The organism is Granulicella aggregans (genome assembly GCF_014203275.1).
Classification (GTDB): Bacteria; Acidobacteriota; Terriglobia; order Terriglobales; family Acidobacteriaceae; genus Edaphobacter.
On record NZ_JACHIP010000012.1, the window covers coordinates 55,637 to 70,228 of the forward strand.

Genomic DNA, 14,592 nt, shown 5'->3' on the forward strand with positions numbered 1-14,592 from the left:
GGCACCTTTCTCTTGAGGAGAAGATATATGGCGAAGGAAAGTACACAACGCATACTAAGCCGCGTGCGTCCCCCACGCGTGCAGATTACTTATGACGTCGAAGTAGGTGAGGCCATTGAGCAGAAGGAGCTTCCTTTTGTGATGGGAGTGCTCGCCGACCTTACCGGCCAGGCTAGTGAACCTCTCGCTCCATTGAAAGAGCGTAAGTTCACTGAAATTACTCCGGACAACTTCGATGCGGTTCTCGCGAATTTGAAGCCGCGTCTCGCATTCTCGACAGAAAACGTTCTGAGCGACGACCCGCAGCGGGGGCAGCTAGCCGTGGAGTTGAACTTTGAGTCGCTGGAGGACTTCTCGCCAGCACGCTTAGCGACGCAGATCGAACCCCTCCGGCAATTGCTCGAGCTTCGCACCAGACTGGCGGACCTGCAAGGCAGCTTGCAGGGCAACGACAAGCTGGACGAAGCGTTGTACGCAGCGGTGAGTGATACAGACACACGCGAGAAGTTGCTGCAAGAACTCGGAAATCACGGAGAAAACTAGATGGCAGTCCAACAGGAAACAGCAATCATGACGGCGGCAGTTGAAACGCCGAGCGAAACTCCCTTGCTCGATCAGATCGTGAGCGAAGGGCGATTTCAGCGGGACGCCTCCATGCAAGCGCGAGGACGTGACCTGGTGAAGGAGTTTGTCGACCAGGTATTGAAAGGCCACATGGCCATCACACGCGATGCGGAGTCATCGATCCAGGCACGCATCGCGCAGATCGACCAATTGATCTCGAAGCAACTCAATCTGGTGCTACACCACGCATCGTTTCAGCAACTCGAAGGCTCATGGCGTGGCGTCCGTTACCTGCTCGATCAAAGCGAGACCGGCACCATGCTCAAACTCAAGGTTCTCAATGTCTCCAAACGTGAGTTGCTGCGCGATCTGCAGCGAGCACCGGAGTTCGACCAAAGCGCTCTCTTCAAAAAAGTGTACGAGGAAGAATTTGGTGTCTTCGGTGGAGCGCCATTCGCTGCGCTCATCGGCGACTACGAGTTTGGGCGTGGACCGGAGGACATGGACCTTCTTCGCAGAGTGGCGCAGGTTGCGGCCTCTGCTCACGCGCCATTCCTCTCCGCTGCCTCTCCGGAGTTGCTTAACCTGACAAGCTTCACCCAACTGAGCGCTCCCCGGGATATTGCCAAGATCTTCGACTCAACCGAGTACGCAAAATGGAAGTCGTTCCGTCAGTCGGACGATTCCCGTTATGTCGGTCTGGCGCTACCGCGCTTTCTCGCACGCTTGCCTTACGGCTCAGAGACGAATCAGGTAGATGGATTTGACTTCGAGGAAGATGTCGATGGCAAGGACCACTCCAAATACCTGTGGAGCAATGCCGCATATGCGATGGGCGCCCGTTTGAGCGATGCCTTTGCAAACTATTCCTGGTGCGCGGCCATCCGCGGCGTCGAGGGCGGAGGCCTGGTTGAAGATCTGCCGACGCATAACTTCCAGACGGACGAAGGCGATGTCGCACTCAAGTGTCCTACGGAGGTCCAGATTACGGACCGTCGCGAAAAAGAGCTTGCTGACCAGGGCTTAGTAGCCCTCGTGCATTGCAAAGGAAGCGACTATGCGGCCTTCTTCAGTGTGCAGTCTGTAAACAAACCGCGACTGTATGACCAGGAATCTGCGAACGCGAACGCACGTCTCTCGGCGCAGTTGCCTTATATCTTTGCCATGTCGCGATTCGCGCACTATCTCAAGGCAATGATGCGCGACAAGATCGGCAGCTTCACGAGCCGCGATGAATGCGAAGTATTTCTTAACCGCTGGATAAGCCAGTACGTCCTGTCTGATGATTCGGCGTCGCAGGCCGCAAAAGCGAAGCTTCCTTTGCGCGAAGCGGCAATCCAGGTGTCGGATGTGCCTGGCAAGCCCGGAGCTTACCGTGCCGTTGCGTTTCTGAAGCCGCACTTCCAGCTCGACGAACTCACTATCTCTTTGCGCCTGGTGGCAGACCTGCCAGATTCAGCGCGTAACTAACCCGCAAACTAACTTCACACACGGAGGACTTAGACATGGCAGATGAAGGCGTAGATTATTTTCTGAAACTAACCGGGGCAGAGGGCGAATCGCAGCACGTTGGTCACACCAACGAGATTCGCGTGCTCAGCTGGAGCTGGGGCGGCTACTCCGAGAGCACTGTCGGTAGAACGCAGGGTTCCGGCGCGGGCAAGGTCACGATGGACCCCATCACCATCGTGGCGGAGCTGGACGCTTCTTATACCAAGCTGGCCGGTTTTCTGACCCAAGGCAAACACATCACCACCGGCACGCTATCGGCCGTCAAGCAAGGCTCCAACAATCAGGATTACATCACGATCCAGTTGAACGAGATCTTCGTGGCGACCATGAATGTGAGCGCATCCGGCCAGGTGCCCATCGTCAACCTGACACTGACCTATAAGTCGATCAACACACAGTACAAAACACAAAACCAGCAAGGAAATCTTACGACTGCCGGAACGCATAACTACGATGCGTCCACCAACCAGACCTCTTAGGCTATGCCGCAATCTGCCCGGTGTGCGCTCACGCGGCCACACCGGGCAATCGGGATATAGCATTCCATTGCATTCACCTCTTCTGATTTTTATCCCTCGCGGTACCGGAGTAAGTGCGTGTTTGTCGTTGAAGAGCTAATTCTGCCCATCGCCGGAGAGCACCCTTCAGGCTCCGACCTGCGCTACGATCCCATCACGGACCAGATCCGCGATGCACGTACCAGCGAAGACGAGTCCTTGCCCATGGGGCAATGGGCGCGTCAGGCGAAGCGTGCAGACTTTGCTCTTGTAGCTTCACTCGCCGCGAATACTCTAAAAAAGCAATCGAAGGACCTATGGTTGGCTGCATGGCTTGGTGAGGCCTCGCTTCGGCTTCATGGCTACTCAGCGGTTGAACCCTCGCTCCGTCTCTTCCTCGAACTGCAGCGCGAATTCTGGCCTTCTCTTCACCCCGACCTCGAAGACAGAGATGCATCGTTGCGAGCGGCCCCTCTGGACTGGGCGTTGCGTCAGTACGCTACCGTGGTGCATAGCCTTCCGGTGACAGAAGATGGCATCTCTTACGCTGAATATCGACTGGTAGGAGCCGGCGGTTCTTCGCCTGCCGCAGAAGATCGTCTCACAGCCGACACACTGGAAGCATCGATCGATGCGACCTCGTGGAAGTTCTACAAAGACGCACAGACTGTGCTGCAGCAGGGACTGCAAACTCTTCACGAGCTCTATCTCTTCTGTGAGGAGCAGTATGGGAACGAAGGTCCATCGTTCTCGGAGATACGGGCGGCGCTCGAGGATCTGCTGAACGTACATGACCAGATTCTCAGGCAAAGGCCCAACCCTGAACCTGCGCCATCGATCCCGGCACCCACAGAGCAGCTGAATCCGATACAGTTGCAGCCGCAGGCAGCTCATATCGAGGAGCCTGCGCTCGATATCGAGGATTCCTATAGTCCCGAGGTGCTTCAGGAAGCATCTCGCACTCAATACGTTGTAGAGTCCGCAGCAGCCGCAGCGTCAAAGAAGATTACGTCCTGGTCCGGCGTCCGGCTGCATCTGCAGCAGTGCGCGGAGTTCTGCGCCGAACATGAACCACTCAGCCCGGCTGGTCTCTTCCTGGCGCTGGCCGAGCAGGATATAAGACGCCGTGGAGAAGACCCCGAGGAAGGTTCACCTCCCTCCGAGGTGCGCCTGTCTTTGAGGAGAACCATGGAGGCAGGAGACTGGGAATCCCTTGCTCGTCAGGCACTGAAAGCTCTCGCAATGCCCATGGGCACGCCGTGGTTGGACCTATATCGCTATCTTGACACTGCGACAGCCAGCCTTGGGGCAGAGCAGCTGCGAGAGGTGACGCTCCATCTTTTGCGCGGCCAGTTCGGGGCGCAACCCTGGATACGGGAAGCAAGTTTCGAGGACGGCACTCCCGCTGCCGACCGCGAGACGAATGTATGGATCGATGCCGAAGTGATGCCGAAGCCTACTCCAGATGCAACGCGGCCGGAGCCTGTGCTGCAAACCGTTGAGCACCAGCCATCACCGATCGTCCATGAAGACGATCTCCACGAGCGCGCCAGCGAACTTGCACGACAGGGGAATTTCTCAGACGCAGCGCATTCCCTCATGAAGGACGTGTCAGCTCTCAAGAGTGGCCGCGGATCGTTCCTGCGACGCATGGAGATATCGCGATTGTTGCTCCACTCCGGGCAACACTTTGCCGCGCAAGTAATCTTGCGGCACCTTCTCACTGAAGCCGATGAGCGCAAGATTGAAGGCTGGGAAGAGAGTTCTATGCTTGCGGAGCTGCTCTCCATGCTCCTGCAAAGCGCGACAGGAGACGCCAACGAGACGCAGCGCCTCGAGGTCTTCCTGCGTCTTTGCCGCATTGATCCAGCAACAGCACTCAACGCCCAGTCGCTGGTATAAGGAGTCCGCAATGGTCAGATCACGGGAGGTACTCTACGGCCAGTCGTTTATGGACCGGCTGAGCGAGCGCTACGAACAACCTGCAAACCAGGTCGCGTCTCTACGCATGATCAAGGAATCGCTGCGGCGTGATCTTGAGGCTGCTCTCAATACCCGCCGTCATATGGGGACTGCTCTTGATGGCTACGAACATGCGTCAAGCTCGGTGCTGAACTACGGCATGGAAGATCTTACAAACATCCGCACCAGCCCTGACGGCTACCTATTGCAGATGCAGAGGGCAATTCAAAACTGTCTGGCAGAATATGAGCCCCGGCTTACCAGCGTCACCGTTACGGTGAGTGATCTTGCCGAAACGTCGAGCCGCGAGGTTCGACTGCAAATTGCCGCGCATATGCAGCTCATACCAGGAACGGAAACTATCTTCTTCAACACGGTCTTCGACGTGGCCAGTGAAACTTACTCGGTAGGTCAGTGATGCGTACCAAGCTTCTGCAACAATACGAGCGCGAACTAAGCTACATGCGTCAGATCGGCGCGGAGTTCGCAACAAAATATCCTGCAGTGGCAGGACGGCTCATGCTTGAGCCCGATCGCTGTGCCGATCCGCATGTCGAGCGGCTGCTCGAGTCCTTTGCTTTTCTGGCAGCACGCATTCACCTGCGGCTCGACGACGACTTCCCGGAGCTGACGCAGGGCTTTCTCGACGTCGTCTATCCAGACTATCTTCGGCCGATTCCGTCGATGACCGTGGCGGAGTTCTCGCCAGGCAGTCCCTCCAGTAACTTCGGGGGCGAAGTAACAGTGCCGCGCGGCAGCGAGATCACTTCCCGGTCGGCCTCCCAGGGAATAGCATGTACGTTTCGTACGTGCTACCCGGTCAAGCTGTGGCCACTGAGGGTCGAGGACTGCTCCTGCAAAAGACCCGAGCTACTACCCGCAGCAACGCGCGTCCGCAATGCCGCCGCCGTATTGCGTTGGGAATTGAAGACAGTCGAGAGCGCCGACTTCTCCAAAATGGAGATGGATGACCTCATCTTCTACCTGGGCGGCGACCGGCAGACTGCGCTAATGCTCTACGAGATGTTGTCCCGCAATCTGCTGCAGATCGTCGTGCGCAATCCGCTCCAACAAGGCAAACCGGCACACGTCATCGAACCCGATCGACTAAAGCCGATGGGTTTTGACGAGGCCGAGAGCATGCTTTCTTTCAGCCCGCGGTCTTTCCAGGGCCATCGTCTGCTGCAGGAGTATTTCAGCTTCCCTGAGAAATTTCTCTTCTTCCAGCTAACTGGACTGCGCCGCGCCATCCAGGCAGTGGAGGCTTCAGAGGCTCTGGAAGTTCTCTTCTTTCTGCGCCGACCCGAACATGCTGAAAGACTGCAGGATCTTGAAGCGGGCATCAACGGAGAGACCATGCGGCTCTTCTGCACTCCTGCTGTCAACCTGTTCCAACATACCGCTGAGCCGATCGTCGTGACACAGACGAGGCCCGAGTATCCGGTCTCGGTGGACGCTCACAGCCGTGGCAATGTGGAAGTCTTTTCCGTAGACTCTGTGCTCGCGACCAATCCTTCGCGCCGTACCTCCGTTCCCTTGGCACCGCTCTTCGAGCATCACTTCGGCACGCCCACGAGCAACGGCGTCTACTGGAGAAGCAGGCGGAGGTACTCCAACGTTCACCCCGACAATCCAGGCAAGATGTACTTGTCCATAGCCGATGCGCACGGCACCATGCTGCAGCCCGATGCCGAGATTCTTATCGTGAAGTGCACCTGCACCAATCACGATCTACCATCGAACTTACCAGTCGGAGATACAGAAGGCGATTTCGTCCTGCCTGGCATTGCAGGCATCGGAAACATTCGTGCGCTGCATCGGCCGACACGTGCCTATCGTGCTCCGGTCGCTGACGAACAGAGCTGGAGCCTGATCTCTCAACTCTCGCTGAACCATCTCTCCATGGGCGAAGGCGGCCTTACCGCTTTGCAGGAGATCCTGCGCCTTAACAACTTCGCGCGAACACCGCACATCGAGAAACAGATTGCCGGCATCCTGAGCATCGCTGCGTCGCCGCATGTCGCAATCCTTCAGACGGATGCAGGAAGCGGCGTCGTTCGAGGCATGCTGCTTGAAATGGCACTCGACGAGTCACATTTTGCGGGCGGCACCTATCTCTTCAGTGCCGTGCTCGATAGGTTTTTCGGGCTTTACGTATCCATGAATAGCTTCTCGCAATTGGTGGTGCGCACAAATGCAAGAAAGGAGGCGCTTGAAGAATGGCCAGCGAGAGCAGGGACCCAGACGTTGCTTTAGAACACACAGAATTGAAGGAAGCGATGGAAGCCGCACCTTTTCGCTTCCAGTTCTTCCAGATGATTCGCCTCCTCGAGAAGCTCTATCCTGGGCGCGAAGCAATCGGACACGCCACATCGCCCGTGGCAGAGGTCGTCCGCTTCCAGGCTCCGCCTACGTTCTATTTTCCCGCAAGTGAACTTGGCAGCTACGTGCCGCCTGACGGAGCGAGTCCCGGTACCCTCGAAGTAAATTTCTTCGGACTCAACACAATCAATGGCCCGATGCCACGCGTCTCCACCGAAGCGCTTCTAGCGAACGCAAGAAGGAATGATACCGCGACGCAGGACTTCCTCGACCTGTTCAACCACCGTCTGGTCTCGCTGTTCTACCGCGCGTGGTCGCGGTACCGGCTCACGCTTGCCTATGAGAAGACAAGCCAGGGTCATGAGCCTGACATGCTGCGGCGTCTCTATGACCTGGTCGGACTCGGCACGGAAGGACTGAGGAACCGTATGGCCATACCGGATGAGTCGGCGCTCTTCTTCTCCGGTTTGCTCAGCCGGCAGGTTCGATCCTCTGAAGGTCTGCGGCAGATCCTCGAGAGCTACTTCCACATTTCGGTGCAGATAGAGCAGTTCACGGGAACATGGGTGCCGCTTCCTCCGGGGCAGCAAACCGTTCTGCGGGGCGAAGACTCCATGGCAGAGTGTCTCGGCATTGGCACCGTGGTGGGTGACGAAGTTTGGGAGCAAGAGGGCACCATGACGATACGTCTGGGGCCTATGCCTCTTGCTCGCTATCGCGAATTTCTGCCCGGATCGCATGGGCAGGCAGAGTTGCAATCGTGGCTGCGCTTCTACTCAAGACGCGCCTTTCGTTTTGTCGTGCAGTTGGTGCTGCAGCACGACGAAGTTCCGCAAACCGCACTTGCAGGAGGCGGTTTGCTTGGCGCCCGCCTTGGATATGAAAGCTGGCTCAAGGTAAAGCCGATGCGTCGCAATCCTGACGAAACAGAGTACCTGGTCCACTAGGAGAGAGAACCATGATCACAAGCGTGAAGCCGCTGGTGCAGAGATTCGATGACGCAACAAGACAGGCGATGGAGGGCGCGGCCGGACTGTGCCTTTCGCGTACCCACTATGAGGTAGAGATAGAGCATTTCTTCACCAAGGCTCTCGAAACTGAGGCAATTGATCTCACGCGCATCCTGCAGCACTTCGACGTGAATCGCGACCGGCTCGATCGGGATCTTCAGATGAGCCTGAAGCGGCTAAAGACCGGCAACCCTCGTGGCCCGGTCTTCAGCAACTCCCTCGTCGCCATGTTTCGCGAAGCCTGGTCCTTCGCTTCGCTTGCTCTGGGTGCCACGCGCATCCGCACCGGCCACGCACTGTTGGCGTTGCTGAGCGAAGAGAGTCTAGCGCGCATGGCCGCTGAGATCAGCCGGGAATTTGAGAAGGTCTCCGCCGAGGCATTGTCCATGCAATTTGCGGAGATCACCGCAGGCTCCAGCGAAGATCTTGCCGATCCATCAGCCGGCCACGAAATAGCTACTAAGACAGGCGCAGTCGCCGCTGCAATGCCACACCTCGATCAGTACACCGAGGATCTAACGCAGGCGGCACGCCAGGGAAAGATCGAGCCCGTCGTGGGCCGTGATGCTGAGATCCGCCAGATGATCGACGTCCTGATGCGCCGTCGCCAGAACAATCCCATCCTTACTGGCGAAGCCGGAGTAGGCAAAACGGCAGTCGTCGAAGGACTCGCCCTTCGCATCGCTCACGGAGATGTACCCGAAGCGCTCAAACAGGTTCGCCTGCATAACCTCGACCTGACTCTGCTTCAGGCCAGAGCGAGCGTTAAGGGAGAGTTTGAGGGACGGCTCAAAGGATTGTTGCGGGAGGTGAAGTCCTCTCCACAGCCGGTCATCCTATTTATCGACGAAGCCCACTCTCTCATCGGCGCTGGAGGTCAGGCAGGACAGGGCGATGCCGCCAACATCCTCAAACCCGCGCTCGCTCGGGGCGAACTGCGCACCATCGCTGCCACCACATGGGCGGAGTACAAACGTTACTTCGAGAAAGACGCCGCGCTTACGCGCCGCTTCCAGGTCATCAAGATCGAGGAGCCGTCCGAAGCTCTCTGCGAGACCATGCTGCTGGGCATTCTGCCCTCGCTTGAAAAGCATCATCAGATTCGCGTCCTCGATGAAGCCGTCAGTGCGGCGGTTCGCCTTTCACATCGCTACATGCCGGGGCGTCAGTTGCCGGACAAAGCAGTGAGCGTGCTCGATACCGCATGCGCCCGTGTCTCATTGAGCCAGAGCACCCAGCCAATCGCGATGGAGGAGCTTGCGCGGCAGATTGCGGCCTCCGAATCACGTATGAGTGTCTTGGAGCGCGAGCAGCTTACCGGCAGCGATCACTCCGAGCAGATAGCACAATGCACTGCGGAGAGACAGAGCGCGAGTGAACAATTAGTGCAGATGGAAGCCCGCTGGCATGAGGAGAAAAGCATAGTGGAGCAGATCATCAGCCACCATCGGTTGATCGAGCAGCTTCAGAGCTCAACGGAGGGAGTGGACTCGGAAGATGCCCTAGCCAAACAGCAGCACGCACTTGAGGAACTTCGCATGCTGCGGTCGCAGTTGCGTTCTCTCCAGGCACAGCCCCCGCTGGCACACCCCGCGGTCGACGCGCACGTCGTGGCGACGGTCGTCGCCGAATGGACCGGCATCCCTTTGGGGAAGATGGTGGATGACGAAGCTCTCAAGCTCCTGCATCTGGAAGACCATCTGAAGCAGCGCATCGTTGGGCAGGACCACGCGCTTCACGCCATCGCGCAGCGTATCTGGACGTCGCGAGCTAACCTCGAAGATCCCGTAAAACCCATTGGCGTCTTTATGCTGGCAGGTCCCAGCGGAGTGGGAAAGACAGAGACGGCACTGGCCCTCGCCGACCTGCTATACGGAGGCGAGCAGAACCTCATCACCATCAACATGTCGGAGTTTCAGGAGCCGCACTCGGTGTCGACCCTCAAGGGAGCACCACCTGGATACGTAGGCTACGGGGAAGGCGGCGTGCTAACGGAAGCGGTACGCAGGCAGCCTTATTCGGTTGTGCTGCTCGACGAAGTCGAAAAGGCGCATCACGATGTGCTGGAGCTGTTTTTTCAGGTCTTCGACAAAGGTCATCTTGAAGATGGCGAAGGCCGCTCCATCGACTTCCGGCATACGCTCATACTTCTCACGACTAATGCGGCCAGCGCGACCATCGCAAAACTCTCCTCGCGCGTTGGCGATGTCCCTTCACCTGCCGAACTTGTCTCGGCGATACGTCCGGAACTGAACCATGTCTTCAAGCCGGCATTCCTTGGCAGAACGCTCGTCGTGCCCTACCTCCCGGTGCGTGACGAAGTCCTGAAGCAGATCATCCGTCTCAAGATCGGCAAGATTCAGCGTCGGCTCGCGACGAACCATCATGTCGAACTGGATTACGACGACGCTCTGGTCGAGCTCCTCGCCCGGCGCTGCCTTGAAGTGGAAAGTGGAGCACGCAACGTGGACCACCTGCTTTCAAATACGGTGTTACCGGAGTTGTCCCGCACTCTGCTTAGCCGCCTGGCGGAAAGTGAAGTCCTCGAGCGCGTGGCGATCTCCACTTCCCCCGAAGATACGTTCACCTATGCGTGGACAGGAGGCGAGGCCGTCGTGAACGAAAATCTCGCTACGGTCTGAAGATCCCATGGGCGCATACACTCAGAACAATCGCATCCTCACCTTCTCAAGCCCTCTGGGTCCCAACACCCTGCTGGCGATGGCCTTCGAAGGTGTCGAGGCAATCTCCGAAATCTTCCAATACGACGTCGAGGTGCTCAGCGACACGAGCACCTCCGTCGCAGCTGAAGCGATCGTCGGGAAGCGGGTTACCGTCGAGCTGCAGGTCACGGACACGGGAGTGAAACGCTACTTCAACGGCATCGTCGCCAGCTTTGAAAACACCGGCGGCGATACCTACTTCAATAGTTATCGCGTCCGCATGGTGCCTATGTTGTGGCTCTTGTCTCTCAATCAGCAGACACGCGTCTTCCAGGATCTGACTGTGCTTGAGATCGCACAAAAGGTGCTTGAACCGTACAGTATCGTTCCGCAGCTTCAGGTCCAGGAAAGCTATCCATCGCTTGAATATTGCACCCAATATCGCGAGACCGACCTGCACTTCCTCGAGCGTATCCTTCAGCAACACGGAATCTTCTTTTACTTCACCCACACTGCTTCCGATCATCGACTTGTCCTGTCGGACAACAGCCAACTCTCCGCAGAATGCCCGGTCGTCAGCGACCTGGAGTTCCGTATTGCGCAGGAAGATCAGCTCAGCTTTTACATGCCCACGGTACAGACGTTCAACGCGCGGTCCACGCTCATCCCGGGAGAGCAGACGCTCTGGGACTATCGCTTCATTCACTACGCCACCTCGCATGCCTCGCCGGCCACTTCACGCTCTGCCCAGCAGATGGGTGCCAACTCGCATGAGCGGTACGACTTCGCTGATTCCGCGGCAGCATTCTTCAAAACCGAAGCCGCGGATACAAAGACATCCACTATGCAGACCCTGCTTCAGAACGTACAGCGAGACGCGCAGGATGCATCGGCCGTCGTCTGCGAGGGAACATCGACTGCCACTACTCTACAGGCAGGCTTCACGTTCACGCTCAGTAAATACCCTCAGCAGACACAGAACACCAAGTACCTCGTCACGCGCGTAGTCCACAGCGTGCAGCAAAGGCCCGGCTATCGCAGCAAAGTGTCACCTGGCGAATCGGAACCCTATCAGAACCAGTTCGAAGCACGTCCGTTTCATCAGATCTTTCGTCCTGAGATCACTCGAGTCAAGCCCCGCGTGCAGGGCGTCGTCACCGGCAAGGTCGTCACATTTCCTGGAGAAGACCTCTACCTGGATCGATTCGGCCGTGTGTGTGTGCAGTTCTGGTGGGACCGTCACCGTCAGCCGGAGACTCCGGATAAAACGCTGCTGCGAGTCGCACAGCAGTGGGCAGGAAAAGGCTGGGGAACGTACTTCTGGCCGCGTGTGGGTGACGAGGTGTTGATCGACTTTATGGAAGGCGATCCGGACGCGCCCATCGTGGTGGGGGCGCTCTACAACGGTGTGAACCTGCCGAAGTACGATCCAAAATCGTACGGCACTCGTTCGGGCATCCTTACGCGGTCGTCGCAGGGCGGCGGATCTTCCAATTTCAATGAGCTGCGCTTTGAAGACCGCATGGGGGCGGAGCAGATCTTTGTGCGGGCCGAACGCGACATGGACCATCGCACGCTGCATGATCACCGGCGCTACGTAGGCAACGACGACAGCACCATCGTTGGCGGAAGCCGCATGGCACGAGTCGAAGGCAACGAGAATCTCGAAGTGGATCGCGACCGTATCGAACGCGTGACCGGAGGCGCCGACTTAACGGTGGGTGCCGCTCAAACCACCAGGGCCGGAACCTACGGCCTGCAGGTAGAAACCGAGTGTGCCGTGCAAGTGGGTGCGAACTACGCGCTCCAGGCCAATGCGCTTTGTTACATGCAGGGAACTGCAGGAGTGCTCCTGGAGAGCGATACCATGATCTGCCTCAAGGTAGGCACTACGTCCCTTACAGTCTCGCCTGCGGGCGTAATTATTAATGGCGCGCTCATCCCAATCCCTGGAGTGGCAAGCGCCGCGATCCCCCAGGTGCCGGTCATCGTCAAGCCAACCGCAACACCCAACTCTCCGGATATGGCAGACGACGGAACGAAAGGAGGAAAACTCTAAGACTTCAGGATTTCGATGATGGGCAGCCAGCTTCCTGAAACGATCATGCAGTCTCCTGAGACAGGACGCTCGGTTTGGCAATTCCGGGGCATTGATAGGAAAATGAAGAGATGGCCCCTTCCCCCGGAACTACACCTTCAACGACAGAGCCATTTGGTATCGAATATTTAGAGAGCTTGTACCGTTACGCTCTTGTGCTTACACGCCAGCGTACGGAAGCGGAAGATCTGGTTCAGGAGACATATGTCCGCGCGATCGAGGCATACAGACGACTCCGCGATCACAGTAATATCAAGGGATGGCTATTTACAATCCTTAGAAACCTGTGGTTCAACGAGCTACGCAGGCGTCGCGCCAGGCCGCACTTTGTAGAACCGGATGGAGATTTTCCCATCGTCGATGGATTGCCAGGCAACTTCCCTGATGTGCAAGTGCTTCTTGAAGAGCAGGAAAACGCGATACAGATACGAGAGGCGATCAGCAAATTGCCAACGGAGTTCCAAGAGATTCTGATCTTACGCGAGTTTGAAGAGCTGTCTTACCAGGAGATTGCCTCGGTGCTCGACTGTCCTGCAGGAACTGTGATGTCGAGGCTTGGACGCGCGCGAAGCAAGCTGCGAGTCATCTTATCCGAAGTTGGTAGTGCCGCTCATCCTGAAAGGAGACAAGTGTGAACCACTGCGACGAGATAAGGCCGAAGTTGCAATTGCTCGTTGATGGTGAGCTGGTCGCTGACGATCAGGAGGAAGTGCTTTCTCACTTGCATAGCTGCCAAGGTTGCCAGCGTGAAGTGGAAGAATTGGAAGCTTTCTCAAGACAAGTTCGTGCGGCCCGTCCGCAAATCCAGGCTTCAGCTTCTCTACGACAGAACATAGAGAATATTTTTGCCCAGGATCAATCAACCCCCATCAGTCCGTCAGCCGCGACTCGAATGAAGATCGTTCCTAGCAGAGCTAAAAATGTGTGGCAGGGCGCCACAGCGGCGGCGATATGCTTCGCAATTCTCACGCCGGTCCTTCTGGTAGTTGGCCAACGTCGGCACAACGCCAACATGATACGGATTGGCGCGACACGCGCACAGCAGGATCTGGAAAGTCAGAAGCTGCCACTGGACATCACTACCGACTCTTCTAAAGAGGTCTCAGATTGGTTTAAGTCTCATCTGTCTTTTCCATTTCACATGGCGGATGCGGGCATTGCCACGGAAGATCGGGCAAAGTACAAGCTGGCCGGTGGAAGACTGATGACGGTCAATGGCGAACGTGCCGCACTGCTCTCATTCAAACTTCCTGATGAACAGATCAGCATGATCGTCCTTCCCGGCAGCGCACCGATGGATACAAGCGGAACTACAGTTCATTCGGATGGCGTAACCCTCCATGCGCGCGAACAGGATGGCATGCATATCGTGTCGTGGGAAAATCGCGGACAGAAATACATTTTGGTCTCCCATACCACCATGAGCGCTGCCGGCAGTTGTACTCGGTGTCACGCCGAGGGTCACTCCGACAATCATGGAAACCAACAGTCAGCTAAGAGCATCTCCTCATCCACACGGCCATCTCGCGAGCTTCTCGCATCTACCACCGACCTAAACGGTATTTTCCCAACCGTTAAAGTCGGATCGCTGAGATTGACGTCGGTCAGGTATTGAGTACCGTCTAGCCGCCGTGACGAAGCAGAGGTTTGGGAGCAACATTTGATTGATGTTCGAACAAGAACCAAGAACGGTAACAGTTTGGAACAATTACGAAAAAGGTTGACGTGCAGTGTTTGGGGTCCTCGATTTAGCTCTCCTAATGACACCAGTCAGAGTCACTCGGCTCATTAACTTTTGTCTGAGTCCACGCAATCCCGCTTCTATAAAAGTCTCTTTCTACAGGTTTGTGTCTTGCACGTAGTCCCGCAGGCTCTGTTGCAAACCTCTTCAGGAAGAGTGAAGATGGGCTGAATCCTAGCGGAGCCGACCATGTCAGAGTTCAAGTGGCGTCATTTTGAAGGCG

11 protein-coding genes are annotated in these 14,592 nt (G+C 56.9%); all 11 read left to right on the forward strand.

Features of this window, described 5'->3' with window-relative positions; all coding sequences use genetic code 11:
- The first annotated feature begins 27 nt into the window (after positions 1–27).
- The 11 genes from tssB (at position 28) to HDF16_RS24625 (ending at position 14,243) form a co-directional block, all read left to right on the forward strand.
- Complete coding sequence (tssB, locus tag HDF16_RS24575; protein WP_184222616.1) at positions 28–543, forward strand: type VI secretion system contractile sheath small subunit; 516 nt, start codon at positions 28–30, stop codon at positions 541–543.
- Positions 544–2,034 (forward strand): type VI secretion system contractile sheath large subunit, encoded by a 1,491-nt coding sequence (gene tssC / locus HDF16_RS24580; RefSeq protein WP_184222618.1) that lies wholly within the window; start codon positions 544–546, stop codon positions 2,032–2,034.
- 35 nt (positions 2,035–2,069) lie between these two features.
- Positions 2,070–2,555: an Hcp family type VI secretion system effector gene (locus tag HDF16_RS24585; RefSeq protein WP_184222620.1), complete on the forward strand. Its 486-nt coding sequence runs from the start codon at positions 2,070–2,072 to the stop codon at positions 2,553–2,555.
- A 117-nt stretch (positions 2,556–2,672) separates the two neighbouring features.
- Complete coding sequence (tssA, locus tag HDF16_RS31665) at positions 2,673–4,475, forward strand: type VI secretion system protein TssA (RefSeq protein ID WP_184222622.1); 1,803 nt, start codon at positions 2,673–2,675, stop codon at positions 4,473–4,475.
- Between the two features lie 10 nt (positions 4,476–4,485).
- Positions 4,486–4,953, forward strand: coding sequence for a type VI secretion system baseplate subunit TssE (tssE, locus tag HDF16_RS24595; protein ID WP_184222624.1), 468 nt, complete (start codon positions 4,486–4,488; stop codon positions 4,951–4,953).
- Complete coding sequence (gene tssF, locus HDF16_RS24600; RefSeq protein ID WP_184222626.1) at positions 4,953–6,791, forward strand: type VI secretion system baseplate subunit TssF; 1,839 nt, start codon at positions 4,953–4,955, stop codon at positions 6,789–6,791. Before tssE ends, tssF begins: the two co-directional genes overlap by 1 nt.
- A 23-nt stretch (positions 6,792–6,814) precedes the next feature.
- A complete protein-coding gene (gene tssG / locus HDF16_RS24605; protein ID WP_184222628.1) occupies positions 6,815–7,804 on the forward strand; it encodes a type VI secretion system baseplate subunit TssG in 990 nt (329 codons plus the stop codon).
- 11 nt (positions 7,805–7,815) lie between these two features.
- Complete coding sequence (gene tssH, locus HDF16_RS24610; protein WP_184222630.1) at positions 7,816–10,509, forward strand: type VI secretion system ATPase TssH; 2,694 nt, start codon at positions 7,816–7,818, stop codon at positions 10,507–10,509.
- Positions 10,510–10,516: 7 nt separating this feature from the next.
- On the forward strand, positions 10,517–12,589 hold the full coding sequence (locus HDF16_RS24615; protein WP_184222632.1) for a type VI secretion system Vgr family protein: 2,073 nt from the start codon (positions 10,517–10,519) through the stop codon (positions 12,587–12,589).
- 110 nt (positions 12,590–12,699) lie between these two features.
- On the forward strand, positions 12,700–13,263 hold the full coding sequence (locus HDF16_RS24620; RefSeq protein ID WP_184222634.1) for an RNA polymerase sigma factor: 564 nt from the start codon (positions 12,700–12,702) through the stop codon (positions 13,261–13,263).
- On the forward strand, positions 13,260–14,243 hold the full coding sequence (locus HDF16_RS24625; RefSeq protein ID WP_184222636.1) for a zf-HC2 domain-containing protein: 984 nt from the start codon (positions 13,260–13,262) through the stop codon (positions 14,241–14,243). The genes HDF16_RS24620 and HDF16_RS24625 overlap by 4 nt, the downstream gene beginning before the upstream one ends.
- Positions 14,244–14,592: the final 349 nt, after the last annotated feature.

Bases quoted from the DNA above. Each gene is read 5' to 3' on its own strand.
- tssB (WP_184222616.1), top strand. From the start codon at position 28: ATGGCGAAGGAAAGTACACAACGCATACTAAGCCGCGTGCGTCCCCCA.
- HDF16_RS24585 (WP_184222620.1), top strand. From the start codon at position 2,070: ATGGCAGATGAAGGCGTAGATTATTTTCTGAAACTAACCGGGGCAGAG.
- tssG (WP_184222628.1), top strand. From the start codon at position 6,815: ATGGAAGCCGCACCTTTTCGCTTCCAGTTCTTCCAGATGATTCGCCTC.
- tssE (WP_184222624.1), top strand. From the start codon at position 4,486: ATGGTCAGATCACGGGAGGTACTCTACGGCCAGTCGTTTATGGACCGG.
- tssF (WP_184222626.1), top strand. From the start codon at position 4,953: ATGCGTACCAAGCTTCTGCAACAATACGAGCGCGAACTAAGCTACATG.
- tssC (WP_184222618.1), top strand. From the start codon at position 544: ATGGCAGTCCAACAGGAAACAGCAATCATGACGGCGGCAGTTGAAACG.
- HDF16_RS24620 (WP_184222634.1), top strand. From the start codon at position 12,700: ATGGCCCCTTCCCCCGGAACTACACCTTCAACGACAGAGCCATTTGGT.
- HDF16_RS24615 (WP_184222632.1), top strand. From the start codon at position 10,517: ATGGGCGCATACACTCAGAACAATCGCATCCTCACCTTCTCAAGCCCT.
- tssH (WP_184222630.1), top strand. From the start codon at position 7,816: ATGATCACAAGCGTGAAGCCGCTGGTGCAGAGATTCGATGACGCAACA.